The sequence below is a fragment of the Microbacterium sp. Z10_103 genome, assembly GCF_058310455.1.
This window is the reverse complement of sequence record NZ_JBZEGK010000002.1, coordinates 56,295-76,749: the sequence shown is the minus strand read 5'-3', so window position 1 is coordinate 76,749 and position 20,455 is coordinate 56,295. Positions and strand designations below refer to the sequence as shown.

At 68.6% G+C, this 20,455-nt stretch carries 16 protein-coding genes; 13 read left to right on the top strand and 3 right to left on the bottom strand.

Features of this window, described 5'->3' with window-relative positions; translation table 11 throughout:
• Positions 1 to 92: 92 nt before the first annotated feature.
• Positions 93 to 707, bottom strand: coding sequence for an FMN-binding negative transcriptional regulator (locus AC4FS2_RS17125; RefSeq protein ID WP_491154851.1), 615 nt, complete (start codon positions 705 to 707; stop codon positions 93 to 95).
• Positions 708 to 828: 121 nt separating this feature from the next.
• Between AC4FS2_RS17125 and AC4FS2_RS17120 the strand changes: the two genes are divergently transcribed.
• The 3 genes from AC4FS2_RS17120 to AC4FS2_RS17110 are packed head-to-tail and all read left to right on the top strand — an operon-like array spanning position 829 to position 4,711.
• A complete protein-coding gene (locus AC4FS2_RS17120; RefSeq protein ID WP_491154850.1) occupies positions 829 to 1,866 on the top strand; it encodes a Gfo/Idh/MocA family protein in 1,038 nt (345 codons plus the stop codon).
• Positions 1,863 to 2,723 (top strand): hypothetical protein, encoded by an 861-nt coding sequence (locus AC4FS2_RS17115; protein ID WP_491154848.1) that lies wholly within the window; start codon positions 1,863 to 1,865, stop codon positions 2,721 to 2,723. The genes AC4FS2_RS17120 and AC4FS2_RS17115 overlap by 4 nt, the downstream gene beginning before the upstream one ends.
• Before the next feature lie 11 nt (positions 2,724 to 2,734).
• On the top strand, positions 2,735 to 4,711 hold the full coding sequence (locus AC4FS2_RS17110; protein WP_491154847.1) for an aldo/keto reductase: 1,977 nt from the start codon (positions 2,735 to 2,737) through the stop codon (positions 4,709 to 4,711).
• A gap of 45 nt (positions 4,712 to 4,756) precedes the next feature.
• Here the strand turns inward: AC4FS2_RS17110 and AC4FS2_RS17105 are convergent, their stop codons facing one another.
• Together AC4FS2_RS17105 and AC4FS2_RS17100 are read right to left on the bottom strand one after the other, a co-directional pair.
• Entirely contained in the window at positions 4,757 to 6,253 is a 1,497-nt protein-coding gene (locus AC4FS2_RS17105) for an aldehyde dehydrogenase family protein (RefSeq protein WP_491154845.1), read from the bottom strand.
• Positions 6,254 to 6,284: 31 nt separating this feature from the next.
• Positions 6,285 to 7,901, bottom strand: a complete 1,617-nt coding sequence (locus tag AC4FS2_RS17100) for a thiamine pyrophosphate-binding protein (RefSeq protein WP_491154843.1) — start codon at positions 7,899 to 7,901, stop codon at positions 6,285 to 6,287.
• Positions 7,902 to 8,157: 256 nt separating this feature from the next.
• Here AC4FS2_RS17100 and AC4FS2_RS17095 point away from each other — a divergent pair, with 256 nt between their 5' ends.
• The 10 genes from AC4FS2_RS17095 to AC4FS2_RS17050 all read left to right on the top strand — a co-directional run bounded on the left by AC4FS2_RS17095 (position 8,158) and on the right by AC4FS2_RS17050 (position 20,425).
• Entirely contained in the window at positions 8,158 to 9,102 is a 945-nt protein-coding gene (locus tag AC4FS2_RS17095) for an ABC transporter permease (RefSeq protein WP_491154842.1), read from the top strand.
• On the top strand, positions 9,099 to 10,928 hold the full coding sequence (locus AC4FS2_RS17090; RefSeq protein ID WP_491154841.1) for a dipeptide/oligopeptide/nickel ABC transporter permease/ATP-binding protein: 1,830 nt from the start codon (positions 9,099 to 9,101) through the stop codon (positions 10,926 to 10,928). The genes AC4FS2_RS17095 and AC4FS2_RS17090 overlap by 4 nt, the downstream gene beginning before the upstream one ends.
• Positions 10,925 to 11,758 (top strand): ATP-binding cassette domain-containing protein, encoded by an 834-nt coding sequence (locus tag AC4FS2_RS17085; RefSeq protein WP_491154840.1) that lies wholly within the window; start codon positions 10,925 to 10,927, stop codon positions 11,756 to 11,758. Before AC4FS2_RS17090 ends, AC4FS2_RS17085 begins: the two co-directional genes overlap by 4 nt.
• A 94-nt stretch (positions 11,759 to 11,852) precedes the next feature.
• The gene (locus tag AC4FS2_RS17080; RefSeq protein ID WP_491154838.1) at positions 11,853 to 13,457 is read left to right on the top strand and encodes an ABC transporter substrate-binding protein; all 1,605 of its coding nucleotides are present in this window, start codon (positions 11,853 to 11,855) and stop codon (positions 13,455 to 13,457) included.
• A gap of 67 nt (positions 13,458 to 13,524) precedes the next feature.
• The gene (locus AC4FS2_RS17075; protein ID WP_491154836.1) at positions 13,525 to 14,373 is read left to right on the top strand and encodes a sugar phosphate isomerase/epimerase family protein; all 849 of its coding nucleotides are present in this window, start codon (positions 13,525 to 13,527) and stop codon (positions 14,371 to 14,373) included.
• A 215-nt stretch (positions 14,374 to 14,588) separates the two neighbouring features.
• Positions 14,589 to 15,629, top strand: a complete 1,041-nt coding sequence (locus tag AC4FS2_RS17070) for a LacI family DNA-binding transcriptional regulator (protein ID WP_491154835.1) — start codon at positions 14,589 to 14,591, stop codon at positions 15,627 to 15,629.
• Between the two features lie 165 nt (positions 15,630 to 15,794).
• Positions 15,795 to 17,180, top strand: a complete 1,386-nt coding sequence (locus AC4FS2_RS17065; protein WP_491154834.1) for an aminopeptidase P family N-terminal domain-containing protein — start codon at positions 15,795 to 15,797, stop codon at positions 17,178 to 17,180.
• Between the two features lie 14 nt (positions 17,181 to 17,194).
• Positions 17,195 to 18,691: a M81 family metallopeptidase gene (locus tag AC4FS2_RS17060; RefSeq protein ID WP_491154832.1), complete on the top strand. Its 1,497-nt coding sequence runs from the start codon at positions 17,195 to 17,197 to the stop codon at positions 18,689 to 18,691.
• A gap of 37 nt (positions 18,692 to 18,728) precedes the next feature.
• Complete coding sequence (locus AC4FS2_RS17055) at positions 18,729 to 19,745, top strand: Gfo/Idh/MocA family protein (RefSeq protein WP_491154830.1); 1,017 nt, start codon at positions 18,729 to 18,731, stop codon at positions 19,743 to 19,745.
• Entirely contained in the window at positions 19,742 to 20,425 is a 684-nt protein-coding gene (locus tag AC4FS2_RS17050; RefSeq protein WP_491154828.1) for an HAD family hydrolase, read from the top strand. Before AC4FS2_RS17055 ends, AC4FS2_RS17050 begins: the two co-directional genes overlap by 4 nt.
• The last annotated feature ends 30 nt before the right edge of the window (positions 20,426 to 20,455 follow it).

Genomic DNA, 20,455 nt, shown 5'->3' with positions numbered 1-20,455 from the left:
TTACGCATCAGCCGGACGTTATTGCGCAACGAATTGTCCGGTTCGGGCAGGCCTGCTTCCGGCCCGGAAGAGCCGACGGCGCGGCGGAGCGGTCAGCGGTGGATGCGACGCATTTCGGCTGCCAGCGCCGGGTTCGCGTACGGTCCGGTTCCTTCGAGTCCGGAGAGGACTCCCTGAATGTCGTCGCTCGACTTGTTCTGACTGAGCTTGAGGCGGGCGTCGAAGCGCGTGATCGGAATGCGGACGCCGATGGTTCCCCGCGCCATCCCCTGAGCGAAGTCGAGATCCTGCGAGAGACCGCGGGGGTCGGCCACCGGCTCCTCGAAGTGATCCACGAGCCGGTTCAGAGATCGGAAGTTGTCTTCCGGCGACAGGATCTCGGGCCTGCCGTACAGGTGCGCCGTCACGTGATTCCACGTGGGGATGAATCCGCCGGACGGGTACCAGCTCGGAGAGATGTAGCCGTGGGGGCCCTGCACGATGATCAGCACCTCTTGGCGCCCGAGCTCGTGGAGCTCCTCGTCCGGCCTGCCCACATGACTGAGGAGGGTGATGGAGTCGTCCCCGCTCTCCTCGAGGAGGGCGGGGTAGTGGGAAGCGACGACCGAGCCGCCGACGGGCGAGACGATCGTCACCCACGGGTTCTCCTGGACGAGGCGCTTGACCTCCGCGACGTCCTCGAGCATGAAGTGCGGTGTGTGCTTCATCAGGTCCCCTTTTTCGCCGATCCACGGCGCTGCGATCATTCTCGCACGCAACAACATCGGGCGCATTGTGTAAAGTTGTGCGTTGTAATGCGTTCCACGAGGGCGGATCGGAGGGTCACGATTGCCAGCACTCGGCGTGGGCATCGTGGGATCCGGCTCGGTCGTCAGAGGAATTCACCTTCCGACGCTGGCAAGGATCCCGGAGCTGTTCGAGGTGCGCCACATCACGGATGTGGATTCTCGTGCTGTCCGCTCCGTGGCGGAATCCGCGGCGGCGCGCTGGTCGACCTCGATCGACGACCTCCTCTCTGACGACGACGTGGATGTCGTGGCCGTCTGCAGCCCGCACCGCTTCCACGCCGAGCACGTCATCGCGGCGTGCGAAGCGGGGAAGGCGGCGGTGCTCTGCGAGAAGCCGTTCGCCACGAGCGCCGACGAAGCCGAGCGCATCGCCGAGAGTTCGCGACGGACGGGCGTCCCCGTGGTGGTGGGAGCAATGCACACCTACGACCCGGCATGGACCTGGGCCAGAGCCGAGTGGGAGAACCTCCCCGACGATGTCCGGCTGGTGCGATCGAGCATCGTGCTGCCCACGAATGACAGGTTCGAGGGGTGGAGCACGGAAGTGCCCCACCCGACCGAGATCCCGAGCCGGGACGTCGGCTCGCCCGAGGCGCGGGCCGCCGCGATCTCGGCGCGACTGCTGGGGCTGGCGATCCACGACCTCCCGCTTGTACGCACATTCCTCCCGCAGTGGCGCGACCTGGAGGTCATCTCGGCGCAGCTGCTGCATCCAGTGGGATATGCGGTGCTGCTACGCGCAGGCGACCGCCTCGCGCAGATCGTGGGCTCGTTCCGCTCGCATTGGGCGCCCGAGTGGGAGTTCGAGGCGGTCGGTTCGGACGCCGCACTCGCCATCACCTTTCCGCCGTCGTACGTCCACGCCGGATCAGCCACGGCATGCCTCCGTCGGGCCGGCGAGCGGCGGGTGTCGGGCGATGACGAGGCGAACGGATATGAGCGCGAGTGGAGCCGTGTCCACGACCTGGCGACCGGTTCGATCTTCGACCCGGCCGAGCTGGACGTGCTTGTGGATGACTTGTGCTTCGCGGTGATGGTGGCCGACCGGGCCGGCGCGTACGTGGAGGCCGCCGCGTGAGTGGTGACGCCCCCGTCTTCGTGCGGATCGACGGGGCCGCCGAGATCCGCGAGCGCATCGCGGCGACCCTGGCGAGCCTGCCCCTGTCGTTTTGTGTGCGACCGGATGGCGACGTGGTGGCTCTGGACGGAGCGGCCGACTGGCCTCGCCGAGCGATCGCGGCGATCACGGCCGGCGCCGCCGCGGTGTTCGTCTCGGACCCGGCCCCGGCGTCGGACGTCGAAGGCCTATGCGTGGCGGCCGAGCGGGCAGGCACCGCGTTGCGTCTGGGGCGCGGATGGAGGGACGACCCCGCCGTCGACGGCTTCGCCACGACGGTGGCGGGCCTGACCGACGCGGTCGTTCTCGCCGATGCCCACGCCGTGGTGCCGCGCGCGTCATCGCTGCGCGACACGCTTGCCGCACAGCTCGATGTCGCGGCCCGAGCCCTCGGGCGCCACGTCCGAATCACCCGGATCAGTGCGACCGCGGACGCCTACAGCGCTTCGGGGTACATCGGTCGACCGGAGACGCCCGCGCCCCTGGTCCTGTCGGCGGTGCGCTCGCAGGTTTCCGACGCGAGCATCCGGATCCGCCGCTTGTCGCACCGCGGTCGCGCGGCGCTGCACCTGTACGGCGGACGGTCGGCGCGACCCGCGCTCGCCGTGATCGGTGACGAGGGCGCTGAGCGCCTCCTCCCCACCATCTACGAGACCGGCCACCGCGCCGCGTGGCGAGCGCTGCGCGCCGACCTCCGGCTCGGGCGCGTGGACACCGGCGCGGTCCGAGAATTCGGCGTCGCGTCGGAACACGCCGACGACCTGCTGAACCACACCGGGCGCACGCCCGAGACGAACGAGGGCGAGAACCCGAAATGACGGAGGACACGATGACAGAAGACGTACTGGGCTGGGGAATCATCGGACCGGGCACGATCGCGCGGAGCTTCGCGCGCGAGCTGCCCCTGAGCCGCCGCGGGAGGCTGGTCGCCGTGGCCAGCCGTGACGGTGACCGCGCGAAGCAGTTCGCCGACGAATTCGGCGCGGACCGCAGCTACGCCGACTACGAGGAGTTGCTCCGCGACCCCGACGTGGATGCCGTCTACATCGCGACGGTCCACACGTCGCATCCCCAGTGGGCCATCAAGGCTGCGGAGGCGGGCAAGCACGTGCTGTGCGAGAAGCCCCTCTCCCCGAACGCGCCGTTCACGATGGCGATCATCGAAGCAGCCCGCCGCAACGGTGTGGCCCTGCTCGAGGGCTTCATGTACCGCTTCCACCCGCAGACCGCGCGCCTGCTCGACCTGGTGCGCGAGGGAGCGATCGGTCAGATCACGCACGTCGAGGCATCCTTCTCCTTCCACACTCCGGCCATGACCGGCCGCCTTCTCGACGCCGACCTCGCCGGCGGCGGCATTCTCGACGTGGGCGGGTACCCCTTGTCGCTGGCCCGTGCGATCGCGATTGCAGCGGGCGAGTCGCCCGAACCCACGGCGTTTGCCGCGGCGGGCACCGTCGGATCGACCGGAGTGGACGAGTGGGCCACCGCCACCGTCGGTTTCGGTGCCATCTCCGCACACCTGACGACCGGCGTGAAGCTGCGCGAGCCGCACCGTGTGCGGGTGGTCGGCAGCGGCGGCACGATCACTGTGCCCGCGCCGTGGGTCCCGAGCCCCGAAGAGGGCTCGGTGATCGTGGTGTCCCGGACGGGCGCACCGGTCGAGGAGGTCCACATCCCACCCGCGGCCGCATACGCGTGGGAGGCGGACGCGCTCGCAGAGGCGGCGTCGAACGGATCCGGTCAGGCTCCGGAGATGCCGTGGAGCGAATCGCAGGGCGTCGCCGATCTGCAGCAGCGCTGGCGGGATGCCCTCGGCCTGCAGTACCCCTTCGAGCGCAGCGATGCGCCCATGCCCCCGGTGAGCGGCCGGGTGCGGCCCGCCCGCCGGGGTGTGATGTCGTACGGCCGGGTGCCCGGGGTGGACAAAGACATCTCCCGCCTGGTCATGGGCGTGGACAACCAGCGGACCCTCGCGCAGGCCACCGTGATGTTCGACGACTATGTCGAGCAGGGCGGCAACACCTTCGACACCGCCTACGAGTATGGCCGGGGCATCATGGAGACCCTGCTGGGTCAGTGGATGCGCAATCGCGGCAACCGGGACGAGCTGGTGGTGATTGCGAAGGGTGCGCACACGCCGAACTGCAACCCCGCGGCGGTCACGACCGAGCTGATGACGAGCCTCGACCGGCTCCAGACTGATCACGCCGATCTCTACTTCCTGCACCGGGACAACCTCGAGGTGCCCGTGGGGGAGTTCGTCGACGTGCTGGATGAGCACTATCGGGCGGGGCGGATCCGGGCCTTCGGCGGATCGAACTGGAGCATCGAGCGCATCGATGAGGCCAACGCGTACGCCGCCGCGCACGGCAAGCAGGGGTTCACCCTGCTCAGCAATCACTTCGGACTCGCCGAGGCGTACGACCTGCCCTGGGCGGGGTGCCGTCACGCGACCGACCCCGCGTCGAAGCAGTGGCTGGAGCGGACGCAGACCGCGCTCTTCCCGTGGTCTTCGCAGGCACGTGGGTTCTTCAGCCGCGGGAACAAGGCCGACCTCTCGGATCCCCAGCTCGTGCGGTGCTACTACGGTGACGGCAACTTCGAGCGTCAGCGGCGTGCCCGCGAACTCGGCGACACCCGCGGAGTGCAGGCGACGGCGATCGCGCTGGCGTACGTGCTCCAGCAGCCGTTCCCCACGTTCCCGCTGTTCGGTCCGCGCACGCTCACCGAAACGCGCACCTCGATGGATGCGCTCGGTATCGAGCTGACGCCCGAAGAGGTGCGCTGGCTGGATCTGCGCGAGTGATGCGCGCCGCCCCCGCGCGCCGGACGGCGCGCGGGGGCGGGGGCGTCATACAGGCCAGGTCGCGCTCTCGCCCGCGCGGCTGATCCGCTGCGGGACCCCCCACGGGTTCGCGCTCTGAATCGGTGCGGGCAGGAGCTCTTCTGGAGCGTCCTGCCAGGTCGAGGGGCGCATGAAGCGACGTACCGCAAGCGGGCCGACCGAGGTCGACACGGAGGAGTCGTTGGTGGAGGCCGGCCAGGGGCCACCGTGCTGCTGCGCCCACGTGATGTGCACATCCATCGGCCAGGCGTCGAAGACCACGCGCCCCGCCCGTGACTGCATCGTGACGGCGAGCGCGCGCAATTGCTCGAGGTCGTCGGAGGTGGCGCGCATGATCGTCGAGGTGAGGTTGCCGGTGAAGACCTGCGCGAGGGCGCCGGCGATCTGCGCGAGTTCGTCGTACTCGACGACGAGACCGAGTGGACCGAATGCCTCTTCGCCGAGCGCGGGCTCCCGCACGAGCGTGTCGATGTCGGTGGCGATCACCGTCGGCTTCGCCCAGCCGTTGGCGTCTTCATCAGCCCGGTAGCCGCCCGGAGCGATGACACGGATGCCGTCGATCCCGGAGATATCGGCGCGTCGCTCCGCGAAGGCGGTCCCGATACCGGGGTGAAGGAGGCGGTGTTCGTCCGTGACCTCGGCCGCCGCCACGAATTCGGCGTCGAAGTCGAAGCCGCGCGGAACCAGGAGCACGCCGGGCTTCGTGCACACCTGTCCGGCCGACCAGCTGAACGCCTCCACGAAGCCGCGAGCGATGTCCGCTCCGCGCTCCGCGGCTGCGGCGGGGGTGACGACGACGGGGTTCACGCTTCCGAGCTCACCGAAGAACGGGATCGGACGCGGACGATCGGCCGCGATGCGCGCGAGATACGTCCCGGCCCGGACGGATCCCGTGAAGCTCGCCGCCTGAACGCTCTCATGCCGCAGGAGGAACAGCCCCGCCTCCTGACCGAAGACGACCTGCACCGAATGTTCCGGCAGCCCTGCTCCGGTGAGGGCCGCGGTGAGGAGCTGGAACGTGCGCAGCGACGTCTCCGGGTGGCCCGGGTGCGCCTTGACGATCACGGGGCATCCCGCGGCCAGCGCCGAGACGGTGTCGACGCCGGCGACGGAGAAGGCGAAGGGGAAGTTGCTCGCGGCGAAATTCAGCACCGGCCCCACCGGTGCCAGGTAGCGACGCAGGTCCGGCCGGGGGCCGAGGCCGTAATCCTCATCGGCCTCATCGATCCGGGCGTCGAAGAACTCGCCACCCTGAACGGCGGCGGCGTGGATCTTCAACTGGACGGCGGCCTGCGTGACCTCGCCGGAGAGCCGCTCCAGCCCGAGGCCGGTCTCCACCGCAGCGATCGCGGCGAGCTCGTCCCGGTGCGACTCGAGCGCGTGGGCGGCCGCGGTCAGCGCTGCGGCGCGGAGGGAGGGCGCGGTGAGGGCCAGCGGTGCGGCCGCCGCCTCGGCGCGCGCGACGATCCGCTCCAGCTCGGTCTGCTCGGTGTCCGTGATCATCGTTGCCTGCTTCCGGATGGGGTCGAGAAGGTCAAATGTCGATGAGATGCCAGGGGCTCGGGAACTCGCCCACAGCGACCTCGATGAGCTGCGGGCGCCCCGACCGCGTCGCTCCGGCGATCGCCTCGCCGAGGTCGGCTGCCCCGTGCACGCGCGTCGCCTCGATGCCGAAAGCACGGGCGAGCTCGACATAGTCCGGGTTCACCAGGTCGGTCGCGATGTGGTGTGCGTCGAAGTTCTCACGCTGCATGCGGTGCACGTTGAAGAAGTAGCCGTCGTTGAAGACGACGATGGTGAGGGGGATGCCGTACTTCTTCGCGGTGGACAGTTCCGAGAGCGTCCAGGAGAAGCCGCCGTCGCCGTTGATCGACACCACGGGCGACGAGCCGGCGGCGACCTGGGCGCCGAGCGCGGTGGCGAAGCCGTAGCCCAGCGTGCCCTGATACCCCGGGGAGATGAAACCCCGCTGGCGATGGGTCGGAAAGGCGATGCTCGCCACGTACCCCACCTGGGTGTACTCGCTGACGAGCACACCGTCGTCGGGCAGCGCGGCCCGGATGGCGGCGAGGTACTCCATCTGCGGTGCGATGCTCTGGAACTGCTGCCTCGTCCAGTCGGCGATCTGCGCGGGAATGTCGCCCCACTCGAAGTCGGGACGTACGTCGGAGGCGTCGAGCTCCGCGAGGAGGGATTCGGCGGCGAGCGCCGCGTCGGAATACAGGCCGACGTCCACGGGGCGAGGAAACCGGAACGTTCCTTGATCGACGTTGATCATGACCAGGGGTGCGTCCCCCATCTCGGATGCGCCGCCATCCCCGCTGCCCAGGCGCGTGCCGAACGCGATCACGAGATCGGCCTCCGCACTGAAGCGGCGGAGCGCGAGGGGATCGAAGACGAGCGGATGCCGCGAATCCAGGACGCCTCGCCCGTTGCGGGTGGTCACGATCGGGATGCCCAGGGCTTCGGCCAGAGCGAGGAGGGGGGTTCCGGCGTCGGATGCCAGGGCTCCGCCGCCGGCGTACAGGAAGGGGCGGCGGGACTGGGTGATCAGCTCCGCGATGTGGCGGATCGTGCCGGGGTCGGGGGAGATGCGGTGCGGAGTGCGAGGAGAGCCGGCCGACACCGTGGTCGTCGCGCGCATGACGTCCGGCGGCACCTCCAGGGCGACCGGGCGCGGATGCCCGGAACGCAGCTGGAAGAAGGCCTCGTGCACCAGCTCCGGCACCTCGTCCGGGTGGCGGGCGATTGCCGACCACTTGGTCAAGGAGGACAGCAGCTCGCTCTGCCCGGGGATCTCGTGCAGGGCGCCCAGCCCCCGGCCCCGCATCGAGGACTCGATGGACCCGGCGATCAGGAGCACCGGAGAGGAGCACGCGTACGCGGTCGCTAAACCTGCCCCGGCATTGAGCACGCCGGGACCGGGAACCACCATGGCCACGCCCGGCTTGCCGGAGACCCGCGCGTAGCCGTCGGCCATGTAGGTTGCCGACTGCTCGTGGCGGACGGCCAGGAAGCCGATGTCCTCGCGCTGTTGGTACATCGCCTCCATGACCGGGTCAAGCTGAATGCCCGGGAGGCCGAAGACGGTGGACACGCCCTCACTGCGGAGGGCGGAGACGAGCAGATCGCCGCCGGTGAAGGGGGGCATACGTGACCTTTCGCGACGCGGCGGCGCGAGGACGTGCCACTCTCGGACGGAACACAAGCCTAGCGCAACACATTGCTTAGCGTTGCGCTGCGGCTCCACAAAAGGTAGCGTGCTCGACGGCGGGTGGAAGTTCCGAATCTGTCGGGACTAACCGCGCGTTTATCGCCTCAGAGACGAAACGTGTCTGAAACTTGAATGCGATGGAATAGCGCAACGTAGCGCAACGGCGCTCGCGCCGAAGAACTTGGGAGAGTCAGTGGTAGGGATCATCCTCAGACGGATCGCGCTCGCGATTCCGGTCCTCTTCGTGATGACCGCGCTCACCTTCGTGCTGGCCTCTATGGTGCCCGGAGACGCGGCCACCACGATCCTCGGTGAGAACGCGACGCCGGAGCGTATCGAGGCGTTGAATGAGGAGTTGGGGCTCAATCGTCCCATCTGGGAGCAGTACTTCGACTGGCTGGCCGGCATCTTCCGCGGAGACCTCGGGGTCTCGCTGTACACGGGCGAGTCGATCGTGCGGACGCTCGACCAGCGCATCTGGCCGACCCTCGCACTGGCGGTACTCTCGACCTTCGTCGCCGCCGTTGTGGGCATCGCGTTCGGCGCCTACGCCGCGGTCCGCAAGGGGTGGGCCGCACGCGTGCTGGATTCCATCGGCATGCTGGGCATCTCACTGCCCAACTTCTGGGTCGCTCTCGTCCTCATCGTGTTCTTCGCGGGGACGCTGAAGATCCTCCCCTCGGTGGGGTATGTGGACCCGACGGTCTCGGTGAGCGAGTGGCTCCTGCACCTCGTGATGCCGGTGATGGCCCTCTCCTTCGCGGGCCTCGCGCTCATCGCCAAGCAGGCCCGCGAATCGATGGCGGAGGCGCTGAGCCGCGACTTCATGCGCTTCATGCAGGCCAACGGCATGCCGCCGCGCACGCTGATCCTCAAGTACGGGCTCCGCTATGCCGCGATCCCCATCCTGTCGGCCGTCTCGGCGACGTTCGTGACCCAGATCGGCGGCACCGTCGTCCTCGAGTCCGTATTCGCTATCCCCGGCATGGGGTCCCTGGTGGCCAGGGCCACGCTCAACCACGACCTCGCCGTGCTGCAGGGGGCCGTGCTCGCATTCACCGTGATCATCCTGATCGCCAACGTCCTCACCGACGTTCTGTACTCGTTGCTCAACCCCAAAGTGAGGGCACTCGCATGAGTCTTGCCAAGCCTTCCACCACGGTCGCCGTCGCCATCGCGACCCGTCGTCGACCGCGGACGCGCCGGCCGTCGGTCGGGCTCATCCTGGCGGTGGCCTGGCTGGTGCTCGTTGTCGCCGCAGCCGTGCTGGCGCCCGTCATCGCCCCCTACTCCCCGCTGGAGAACGACCTGGCCAACGGGTCGCAGGGTCCGACAGCGGCCCACTGGCTGGGAACGGACCAGCTCGGCCGGGACGTGCTGTCGCGCCTGATGTTCGGCGCGGGACCGACCCTGATCGCCGTGGCCGCGTCCGTCGTGGTCTACGTCGTGCTGGGCCTCATCTTCGGTCTCCTCGCCGGGTACTTCAGCAACTGGACCGATCGCGTGGTCATGGCAGTCGTCAGCATCGTCATCGCACTGCCGAACATCATCGTGCTCTTCGTGGTGCTCTCGGTGTACCGCGGCAACACGTTCCTGGCGATGATCGTGTTCGGGGCACTCGCCTCGCCCGTGCTGGTGCTCATGGTCCGGGCGAGCGCGATCGCGGTGCGCAATGAGCTGTTCGTCGACGCCGCACGGGTCTCGGGGCTGTCGCCGCTGTACATCATCTTCTCCCACGTCCTTCCGCGCTCGCGCGGCGTGATCATCGTCCAGGCCGGAGTCTTCGCCGCGCAGGCCCTGATCGTGGAGAGTGCGCTCAGCTTCCTCGGCTTCGGCGTGCAGATCCCCGACCCGAGCTGGGGAAACATGATCGCCCAGGCAGCCCAGGTGATCGCTTCCACCCCGTGGATGCTGTTCCCCTCCGGGCTGGTCATCGCGCTGACCGCTCTGGCGTTCGGGGTGATCGGCGACTCGGTGCGCGACGCCAGCTCCCTGGGCTGGGGGCAGTCGAAGCTGACAAAGGCGCCGTCCCGCGCCCGCAGCGTCCCCCAGCCGGAGGGTGCTTCGGCCCCCGCGGACGATGTGCTCCTCTCCGTGCGCGGGCTGGATGTGGGCTACCGCTCGGGAGACGAGATCCTGCCGATCGTGCGGGAAGCGTCCTTCGACATCCGCCGCGGCGAGACACTCGGCGTCGCCGGCGAGTCCGGCTCGGGCAAGACGACGGTGGCCTTCGGCATCCTCGGCGTCGTCGGTGAGGGCGCGGTCGTTACCGCCGGATCGGTGCGATTCGACGGCACCGAGCTCGTCGGGCAGACCGAGAGCGTGCTGTCGAAGTACCGCGGCAAGCGCATCGCCTACGTCGCGCAGGAGCCCATGGTCGCGCTCGGGCCGAACCACCGCGTCGGCGACCAGCTGCGCGAGGCCGTCCGGCTCAACGACGGGGTGGACAAGGCCCAGGCGGGCGAGCGAGTGATCGAGCTTCTCCGCCTCACCGAGCTTCCCGACCCGGAGTCGGTGGCGAGGAGGTATCTGCACGAACTCTCGGGTGGCATGGCGCAGCGCGTGTCGATCGCCTTCGCCCTCGCCGGCCGTCCCGAACTGCTCGTGGCGGACGAGCCGACGACGGCGCTGGATGTCACCGTGCAGGCGGGCATCCTCGGTCTCCTGCGTCGTCTGCAGCAGCAGACCGGCATGTCCCTTCTGCTGATCACCCATGACTGGGGCGTGATCGCCGACCTCTGCGATCGCGTGATGGTCATGTACAAGGGCGAGATCGTCGAGACGGGTGACACCGCCGACATCTTCGCCAGGCCTCAGCATCCGTACACCGAGGCTCTGCTCAAGTCGAACCCGCACGGGGCCGTGCCCGGTAAGGAACTGCCCGTCATCGAGGGGTCCTTCCTCACCCCGATCATGGAGCGCGAGCAAGCCAGGGCCGCCGAGCAGGAAAAGGTGACGACGTGACCACGCCACTGTTGACCGTTGAGAACCTGGATGTGACCTACGGATCGGGCCGGAAGGCATTCCGGGCGGTGGAAGACGTCAGCTTCTCCGTCGGGGTGGGCGAGACGCTCGGGATCGTCGGGGAATCAGGGTCGGGTAAATCCTCCGTGGGCCGAGCGATCCTCGGACTCGCGCGGCCATCGAGCGGACGCATCCTCTTCGAGGGCAAGGACATCACGCACATCGGCAGGCGCGAGCGTCGCGCGATCAGCACCGACTTGCAGGTGGTGTTCCAGGATCCCCGGAGCTCGCTCAACGAGGCCAAGAAAGTCGGTCAGATCCTCATCGAGCCGCTGGTGGCGAATCGCATCATGAAGCGCTCCGTCGCGATCGACCGAGCGGAGGAACTCCTCACCCGCGTCGGGCTGGCCGCCTCCGCCATGGACCGGATGCCGGGGAGCTTCTCCGGCGGGCAGAAGCAGCGGATCGCCATCGCTCGCGCGCTGATGGCAAGCCCAAAACTCGTGATCTGCGACGAGCCGGTCTCAGCGCTGGATCTGTCGGTGCAGGCGCAGATCACCAACCTGTTCCGCGCCATCCAGGCCGAGACCGGAATCTCCTACCTGTTCATCGCCCACGATCTGTCCATCGTGCGCCTCCTGTCCCAGCGGGTCGCCGTCATGAGTCGCGGTCGGGTCGTGGAGCAGGGAGTGACCGAGGACGTCTACACCCGCCCGAAAGAGCTGTACACGCAGCGGCTGCTCGCCGCTGAGCCGTACCCGGATCCCGAAGTACAGCGGGAACGGCGCCGCGTCTGGGAGACGCTGGCCCCTCCTGTCCCCGCGACCTGACAGCACCACGAGCACCGAAGGGAGGTTCGGTACCTCGTTCTCACACCCCCGTCGCCCGCCGGGCGCCGATCACAATCACATGGAGCAACCACCTATGTTCGCATCTCCGAAATTCCGCCAACCGAGCCGGCGCAGGCGCGGCCTCGCCGTCGTCGGCGCCGCCAGTGCCGTCGCTCTTCTTCTCACCGCGTGCGGGGGTGGGGGAGATGCGGGCAGCACCGAAGGTGAAGAAGACGACAGCCCGAAGGTCCTGACCGTCGCCTCCACCGTTCCGCCGGTGAGCCTCGACCCGTACCTGCAGAACGTCGACCCGCAGAACAACTGGTTCATCAACCTCGCCTACGACTCGCTGATCCGCATCTCACCCGAGGGTGAGCTCATCCCGGACCTCGCGACCGAGTGGGAGTTCCTGGACGAAAGCAACCAGGAGCTCGAGCTCACTCTCCGCGAGGGAGTGACCTTCTCCGACGGCGAAGAGATGACCCCCGAGGGTGTCATCGCATCGCTGGAGTACGCTCGCGCGAGCGGCGTCAACGCTCCCACGTACTGGGACTCGCTCGAGTCCATCACGGTCAGCGGAGAGAACACGATCCTCTTCGAGAGCTCGGCTCCCAACCCCGCGCTGCCCGCCATGCTGAGCAACCGCGTCCTGCTCGGCTCGGTCATCAGCCCGGCTGGACTGGAAGACCCCGAGGCACTCAAGAGCAACACCTTCGGTGCCGGTCCTTACGTTCTCGACAGCGAGCGCACGGTCGCCAACGACACGTACGTCTACACGCCGAATGAGGAGTACTGGGACCAGGAACGCATCGCCTGGGACGAGGTCGTCATCAAGGTCGTCGCCAACTCCGCCGCTGCCCTTCAGGCAGTGCAGAACGGTGAGGCCGACCTGACGCGCGGTGACGCTGCGACCTACGAAGCGGCCACAGCAGCGGGCCTGCACGTCGAGCTGGTCGGTCTCGGTCTTCTGGGTGTCAACTTCGTCGACCGCGCGGGTGAGGTCGTTCCTGAGCTCGCCGACGTGCGCGTCCGCCAGGCGCTGAACTATGCCATCGACCGCGAGAGCATCGCAAAGGCAGCGTTCGGTGACACGGCCACGGCGGGCTCCCAGCTCGCGCTCTCGGACACGCTCGGGTTCGACGAAGAGGTCAACGAGGCCTACCCGTATGACCCGGACCGTGCGCGAGACCTGCTCGCCGACGCGGGCGTCGATGGACTGAGCTTCACCGTCGGCGTGGACCAGACCAGCCCCACGGCTGACATCCTCATGCAGGCCGTGGTCCAGAACTGGGCCGACATCGGGGTCGACGCGACCCTCGAGGTGTACTCCGACAAGGGCCAGGCCGTCGGCGACATCCTCGCCAAGAAGTTCCCGGTGACGTACTACGGTTACGGCCAGCTCACCCCGTTCACGGTGATGAACAGCTTCTACGGTGGCGTGAACCAGTACAACCCGTTCGAGGTCCGCGACCCCGAACTGGACGCACTGCGTCAGGCGTCTCTGGCAGCGCCGGTGGACGAACAGCAGGAAGCCATCGCCGACGTGTACCGCTACGCGACGGAGGAGCTCGCCTGGACGGGCAACATCCTGCACAGCTCCTACCCGTACATCTCGGACGACACGAAGATCACGGGAACCGCGCACGTGCCCACCGCGGGAACCGCGGACCTCGCGTGGTTCGTCGTTCCGGCGAGCTGACGACGGAGTAACCGGCGGGGCCGGGCGAGGAACTCGCCCGGCCCCGCTTTCACGCTTGGAGCCCCGCATGTTTACTGTTCTCAGCGCCCGACGGCTGCTGTTCGACGCGACCTTCGACCGGCTCGTCGATCTCGCCGTCCGTTACGACTACGCGGGCGTCGACCCCTCCGTGCATCTGCTCTCGTCGCTGACCGAGGGTGAGCGCGGTGGTGCCACAGAGGCCGTTCGCGAGGCCGGGCTGGCATGGGGCGTGGGAACCCTGCCGATCCGCGTGGGCGAGGGGTCCGACGGCGATTTCGCCGACCGGCTCGCGGGCTTCCGCAGCCTCGCCCCCCTGCTGTCGGAGGTGGGAGTGACAACCCTCGGAACCTGGTTCGCGCCTGCCGGAGACGTCCTGCCCTACGGGGAGAATTTCCGGTTGCACGTGGACCGTCTCAACCAGCTCGGTCGCATCCTCGAGGAGCACAGGCTTCGCCTGGCCCTGGAGTACGTCGGCCCGTCCACCTGGCGTCGCGGGAAGCGTTACGAGTTCGTCCATGACATGGGCGGGATGCGGGAACTGATCGGCGCGACACAACGGCCTACCGCCTTCGGCCTTCTGGTGGACGCGTTCCACTGGTTCACCGCCGGGGACACCGTGGCGGACATCCTCGCTTTGGACTCCGGTGAGGTCCTGGGCGTCGACCTGGACGATGCGCCGACGGGGGTGCCGGTCGCGGAGCAGCAGGACCTCGAGCGTGCACAGCCGGCGTCGACCGGTGTGATCGACACCGCGGGACTGGTGGGAGCGCTGCGCCGGATCGGCTACGACGGTCCGGTCATGGCGGAACCGTTCAGCACCGCCCTGGCCGCTCAGCCGGAGGAAGATCGCGTACGCGATGCCCGCGCCGGCCTGCGGCGTGCACTGGCGGGATGAGGCCTGTCCGCGGGGCCCGCGTGCTCCGTTCCGCTCCACGTCGATGGGGTACTATTCGGCGCACGCGCCAACCGCGCGGGGCGCCTGCTCTTTCGTGGGCGTCGGACATCCGCACCTGAAACCGCACATGGAGGAACGGCCGCCGTTGCGCAACACTGCGCTACGATCGGTGTGCGCGGGCACGTCCCGCGTCCGAGTTGGAGGTAGAGGGGCCCTTGAGCGACAGTCGCGCCGTCGGTGAGCGTCAGCCGAGTTTGCACGATATCGCCGCATCCGCGTCCGTCTCGGTGTCCACGGTCTCGAGGTATCTCGCCGGCCAGCTGGCACTGAAGGCCCAGACCGAGGCGAGGGTGCTGCAGGCCATCCGCGAACTCGGCTACACGAGGACCCCCCGGACCAGTCGCAACGCCGAATCGCGCCGTGGCGTCATCGGTCTCGTCGTGCCCCAGATCGGCAACTCCTACTTCGGCCGCATCGCCGACGCCGTCGTGAAGGTGGCCGAGCGCCAAGGCGCGTCGGTGCTCATCTGTTCGACGCTGAACCACGCGCGAAAGCAGCTCGACTACGTCGACACGCTGGCCGCGATCAACGTCGCGGGCATCATCTACGCGGGGAATTTCTCCTCCAACCGGCGGCTCGCGGAACTCATCGACGAGGGGCGGCCGGTCGTGGTGATCGACGAGGCCCTCGACGACGCGCCGCCCGTCGATTCCGTGCTGGTCGACGATTATGCCGGGGCCTACCAAGCGGTGACCTACCTCACGAATCTCGGTCACCGACGAGTAGCACTGGTCACCGGCCCCCAGCACCTCCGCTCCGTCCAGGAGCGCACTCGGGCATTCCGGGATGCACTCTCCCGCGCGGGTCTCCCCGTCGAGACCCAGCTGGTGCTGCACGGGACCTTCAACACGGAGTGGGGCGTCACAGCCCTCTCCCACCTGCTGGCCGCCGAGGAGCCGCCCACTGCGGTGTTCGCCGCCAGCGACACGATCGCGTTGGGCGTGATGAGCGCCGCGCGTTCGCTGGGGGTCCGGATCCCGGAAGATCTCTCCGTGGTCGGGTTCGACGACATCCCCGACGCCGCCCTGGTGACCCCGGGGCTGACGACGGTACGGACACCCGTCGACAGCATGGCTGCCAACGCCGTGGAGCTGCTGATGAACCGTATCGACGACGTGCAGCGCCCCGTCACCAATGCCGTGATCGGCGTGGCTCTGGTGCAGCGTGAATCGTGCATCGCGTTCGAAGCGACATGACCCCGACCGGCCGAGCGAGGCTGTTGTGTGCGGACGAAAATCATTGCGCAATGTTTTGACAACACTTGGGTTCTCGGCGAGACTGAGAGCACCAGAACCGGCGTCCTGGTCGACCCGTTGAGGTCGACCGCCCGGTCGGTGCGATCCCGCGGAACAGGAGTGGTTATGGCGTCATGGGGTTTCGAACTCAAGGAGATCGCTCTTCCGGCATTCGAGGCAGCGCGCGACGTGCCCACCGTCCCCGCCGCGACGTACGAACGGCGACTGTCGCGCGTGTACGAGGCGATGGAGCGCCGCGGCCTGGATGCCGTGGTCCTCTACGCCGACCGTGAGCACTTCGCGAACATGGCGTTTCTGACCGGATTCGACCCCCGATACGAGGAAGCGCTGCTGGTCCTCATCCCGGGGCGCACGCCGCGGCTGATCGTCGGCAACGAAGACGTCGCGTACGCAGACATCGTCCCCTACGAGATCGATGTCGTGCGGTTGGCGAAGCTGAGTCTGGTCGGCCAGCCCGACCCCGGCGACGTCACGATGAGCTCGCTGCTGCGCGATGCGGGGCTCGCGGACTCCGCCGTGCGGAACGTCGGGCTCGTGGGGTGGAAGTACTGGACGGGCGCGGAGGCGACCGGCTGGATCGACGTGCCGCACTTCGTCGTGACCGAGGTCGCAGCCTTCGTGGAGTCCTACGTCAACGCGACCGACATCTTCGTGGGTCTGGAAGACGGCATCCGGTACGACAACGACGTTCATCAGATCGCCTACTTCGAGTTCGCGGCCAGCCACGCCTCCCAGGCCGTCTCCCGCGTCATCCACGGCGTGCGTCCGGGCATGACCGAGTTGGAGGCCTCTCAGCTTCTCAACCCGGTGATGCTTCCGTTCAACTACCACCCCACGATGCTGGGCGGTCCGAACACGCGGTACGGGGTGGCCAGCCCCGGCGGGCGCGAACTGCAGGTCGGCGATCCGGTCGCCACGGGGCTGGGACTGTGGGGGAGCAATACCGCTCGCGCCGGGTTCCTGGTCGAGAGTGCGGATCAGCTGCCCGAAGGCGCCACCGATTATCTGGAGAAACTCGTCGTACCCTATTACGCGACGGCAGCCGCGTGGTACGAGACGATTCGCATCGGTCTCACCGCGGGGGAACTCTACGACGTCACGTACTCGCGGATCGGGGACCCGTTCTACGGGGTATACCTCAACCCCGGCCATTTCATCGGGCTCGACGAATGGCCCGGCTCGCCGGTGCGCTCGGGCTCGCAGGTCGCCTTCGCGTCGGGCTCCGCGGTGCAGCTCGACATCATCCCGATGCCCGCGCCCCCCTATCACACGGCCCAGATCGAGGACGGGATCGTGCTGGCCGACGCCGAGCTCCGCGCCCAGCTGGAGAGCACCTATCCCGGCACCTGGGCGCGCATCCAGGGGCGCCGTTCCATGCTCGCAGAGACGTTCGGGATCTCCCTGCACGACGAGGTCCTTCCCCTGTCGAACACCGCGGGCTGGCTCACGCCGTTCTGGCTCGCACCCCACCTCGCCATGGCCCGCAGCTGACGGAGGACGTGTCGATGCGAATCGCAATCGCCGGTATCGGCACCGAGTCGGACACGTTCTCCCTGGACCGGGCTGCCGAGCAGTACTTCCTGCAGCAGCGGGGCGCCGAGCTTCTCGAGCAGTACGAGTGGCCGGCGCGGCTCGGCGAGACCGTCGAGGGGGTCACCTGGATCCCTCTGCTTCGAGCGATGGCCGCTGCGGCGGGCCCGGTCGTGCCGGCCGTGTACGACTCGTTCGAAGAGGAGATCCTCGACGGTCTGCGCCACAACGGTCCCTTCGACGGCGTCTACCTCGATCTGCACGGAGCCATGACGGTCGACGGCCGCGACCGCGCCGAGGAGAACTTCGTCCGGAAGGTGCGCGAGATCGTCGGCCCGGACGCGATCCTGTCAGCGTCGATGGACCCCCACGGCAACATGTCCGAAGAGCTCGCCGGCTTGCTCGACCTGGCTGCGGTGCACCGGCACGCCCCCCACATCGACACGTGGGCCACCCGTGAGCGGGCGGTGCGCGTCCTCATCGAGACGATCCGGCACGGCCGGCCCCCGATCAAGGCGTGGGTGCGCGTGCCTGTTCTGCTCCCGGGGGAGCGGACGAGCACCGTTTACGAGCCGGCTGCGTCGGTGTTCGGGTCCCTCGTCCCCGCTATCGCGCGTCACGGGGTGGTCGACGCCGGGATCTGGGTCGGTTTCGTATGGGCGGATGAGGCACGGTGCACGGCATCCGTGCTCGTGACGGGCTACGACGAGGCTGCCGTCCTGGCCTGTGCGCGGGAACTCGCCGGGGAGTACTGGGACGCGCGGCGCGACTTCGGGATCGTCAGCGAGCGCTATGGCTCCTACGACGAGGCGATCGACTATCTGGTCCAGGAGAGTCCGCCCGCCCCGCTGTATATCAGCGACTCGGGGGACAACATCACCGCGGGGGCGTCCGGCGACGTGAGTTACGCGCTCGCGCGGACCGTCGAGCGCGACGATCTCGCCGCATCCGGCAAGCTCGTCCTGATCGCGGGGCTGTGGGACCCTGCCGCCGTCGACGCAGCGGAAGCCGTCGGCGTGGGCGGGACGATCGACCATCCGCTGGGCTCGATGGTCGATGACCGTTTCTCCGGTCCGGTACCCGGCCAGTGGCGGGTCGAGCGGTACATCGAGGGCGCGTTCGACGACGGCGTCGTGGGGGTGCTCCTGTCCCGGGGCAACGTGCACATCACGGCGCAGCGCTTCCGCAGCCCCTTCCTTCGTGCGACCGAGCCCGCCTTCGTGAAACGGCCGATGCAGGGCCAGGCATTCATCGAGCCCGGCGGCTACGACGCGGTTGTGGTGAAGAACGGCTACCTCTTCCCGGGGCAGACCCAGGATGCGGGCAGTCAGTTCATGGCGATCACCCCCGGCGCCACGGATCTGGACTTCACGCGGCTCGAATACACCCGCCTCGAGCACCCGATCTTTCCGTTCGACGAGGACTTCGAGGCGGATCTGACGCCACGGGTCGTCGCGCGCAGCGGCGCATGAGCCCGCGGGCGCAGGGTCTGCGATCACGGGGGTCGGTATGACAACGAGGACGATCCGCTGGGGTGTCCTCGGGACGGGGCTCATCGCCCACAAGCAGACCGCCGACCTGGTGGGCAACGGCTTCTCGGTGGCGGCCGTGGGGTCTCGAAGCGCCGACACCGCCGAATCCTTCGCGCGTGCCTACGACATACCGCGGGCGCATGCGAGTTATGCGGCGCTCCTCCAGGACGACATGGTCGACGTCGTCTACATCGCCACACCACCCGTGCAGCACTTCGATATCGCGCGGGCGGCGCTGGAGAGCGGCAAGCACGTCCTCCTGGAGAAGCCGTTCACGGTCAATGCGCGACAAGCGCGGCTGCTCGCCGCCATCGCCCTCGAGAACCGCGTCGTGCTGATGGAGGCGATGTGGACCCGATTCCTGCCCCATATGGTCCGCATCCGCGAGATCGTCCGCGCCGGGACGCTCGGTGAGATCCGCCTCGTCACCGCCGACGACGGTCGGCGCCTGCCTCAGGACCCCGGCTTCCGTCTGAACCAGCGCGCGGCCGCCGGTGGCTCGATCCTCGATCTGGGTGTTTACCCCGTGAACTTCGCGCACAGCATCCTGGGCGTACCCGCACGGATTCAGGCCACGGGGATCATCTCCGAGGAGGGGGTGGATCGCCACACCGCGGTACTGCTGTCGTTCGACAACGGCGCGGCGGCTCTGGGGCACTCGGCGATCGATGCCACCGGCCCCAACCGCGCCGCCATCGTCGGTACCCACGGGCGGATCGAGATCGACCCCGTCTGGTATGCCTCGACGTCCTTCCGGGTATGGGATGCGGACGGGTCGGTCGTGGAGGAATTCGAGAAGACTCTGAAACCCCGAGGGATGCAGTACCAGGCCTGGGAGATGGAGCGCCTCATCCAGGAGGGGCGGCTGGAGAGCGACGTGATGCCGCTCGGCGAGACCGTGGAGGTGATGGAGACGCTCGACTCCGTGCGTCGCATCGTGGGCGTGAGGTTCGACGCCGACGAACAGGCAGACCCTTCCACGACGGACATATGACGTCGCCGCGCGGGGACGGCCCTTCGCGGCGCGCGCGTCGAGCGGCTCTCTGGGACCTGGACGGCACGATCCTCGACACCGAGCATCACTGGGCGGCGGCCAAGGCCGATGTGGCGAGCGCCTTGGGGATCCCGTGGTCGGACGAGGACGCGCGGTGGTCGGTCGGTCGTCCGACGAACGCCTACGCCGCGCGGATGGCGGGTCGCGCGGGTGGGGGGTCGGTGCCGGAGATCGGCGCCATGATCTCCGCGCAGGTGGCCGCCCGACTCCAGCGCGAACCGGCCCTGCGTCCTGGAGCCGCCCGCCTCCTGGCCGAGTTGCGTGCGAACGGGTGGGCCTCCGCCCTCGTGACCATGGCGGGCCGGGCCGTGGCCGAAGCCGCCGAGTCCGTCATCGGCCACCGGTTCGACGCCATCATCGCCGGGGAGGACGTGGTCGAGTCGAAACCCCACCCCGAACCGTATCTCCGCGCCATGGAAGCACTCGGCCTGGGAGCGGATGACTGCGTGGCGATCGAGGATTCCGAACGCGGCGCCGCCAGCGCCGAAGCGGCGGGACTCGTGGTGGCGTGCGTGCCCTCCTCCCCTGACGCGATCCGTCCGCGGGAGGGGCGGCGGTTCTTCGGCAGCTTGGACGAGCTCTCCGTAGACACCTTGACCGAGCTGCGCCGGCCGCGCTGAGCGCCGCGCCGTCCGAGCCGGGCGGCGGGC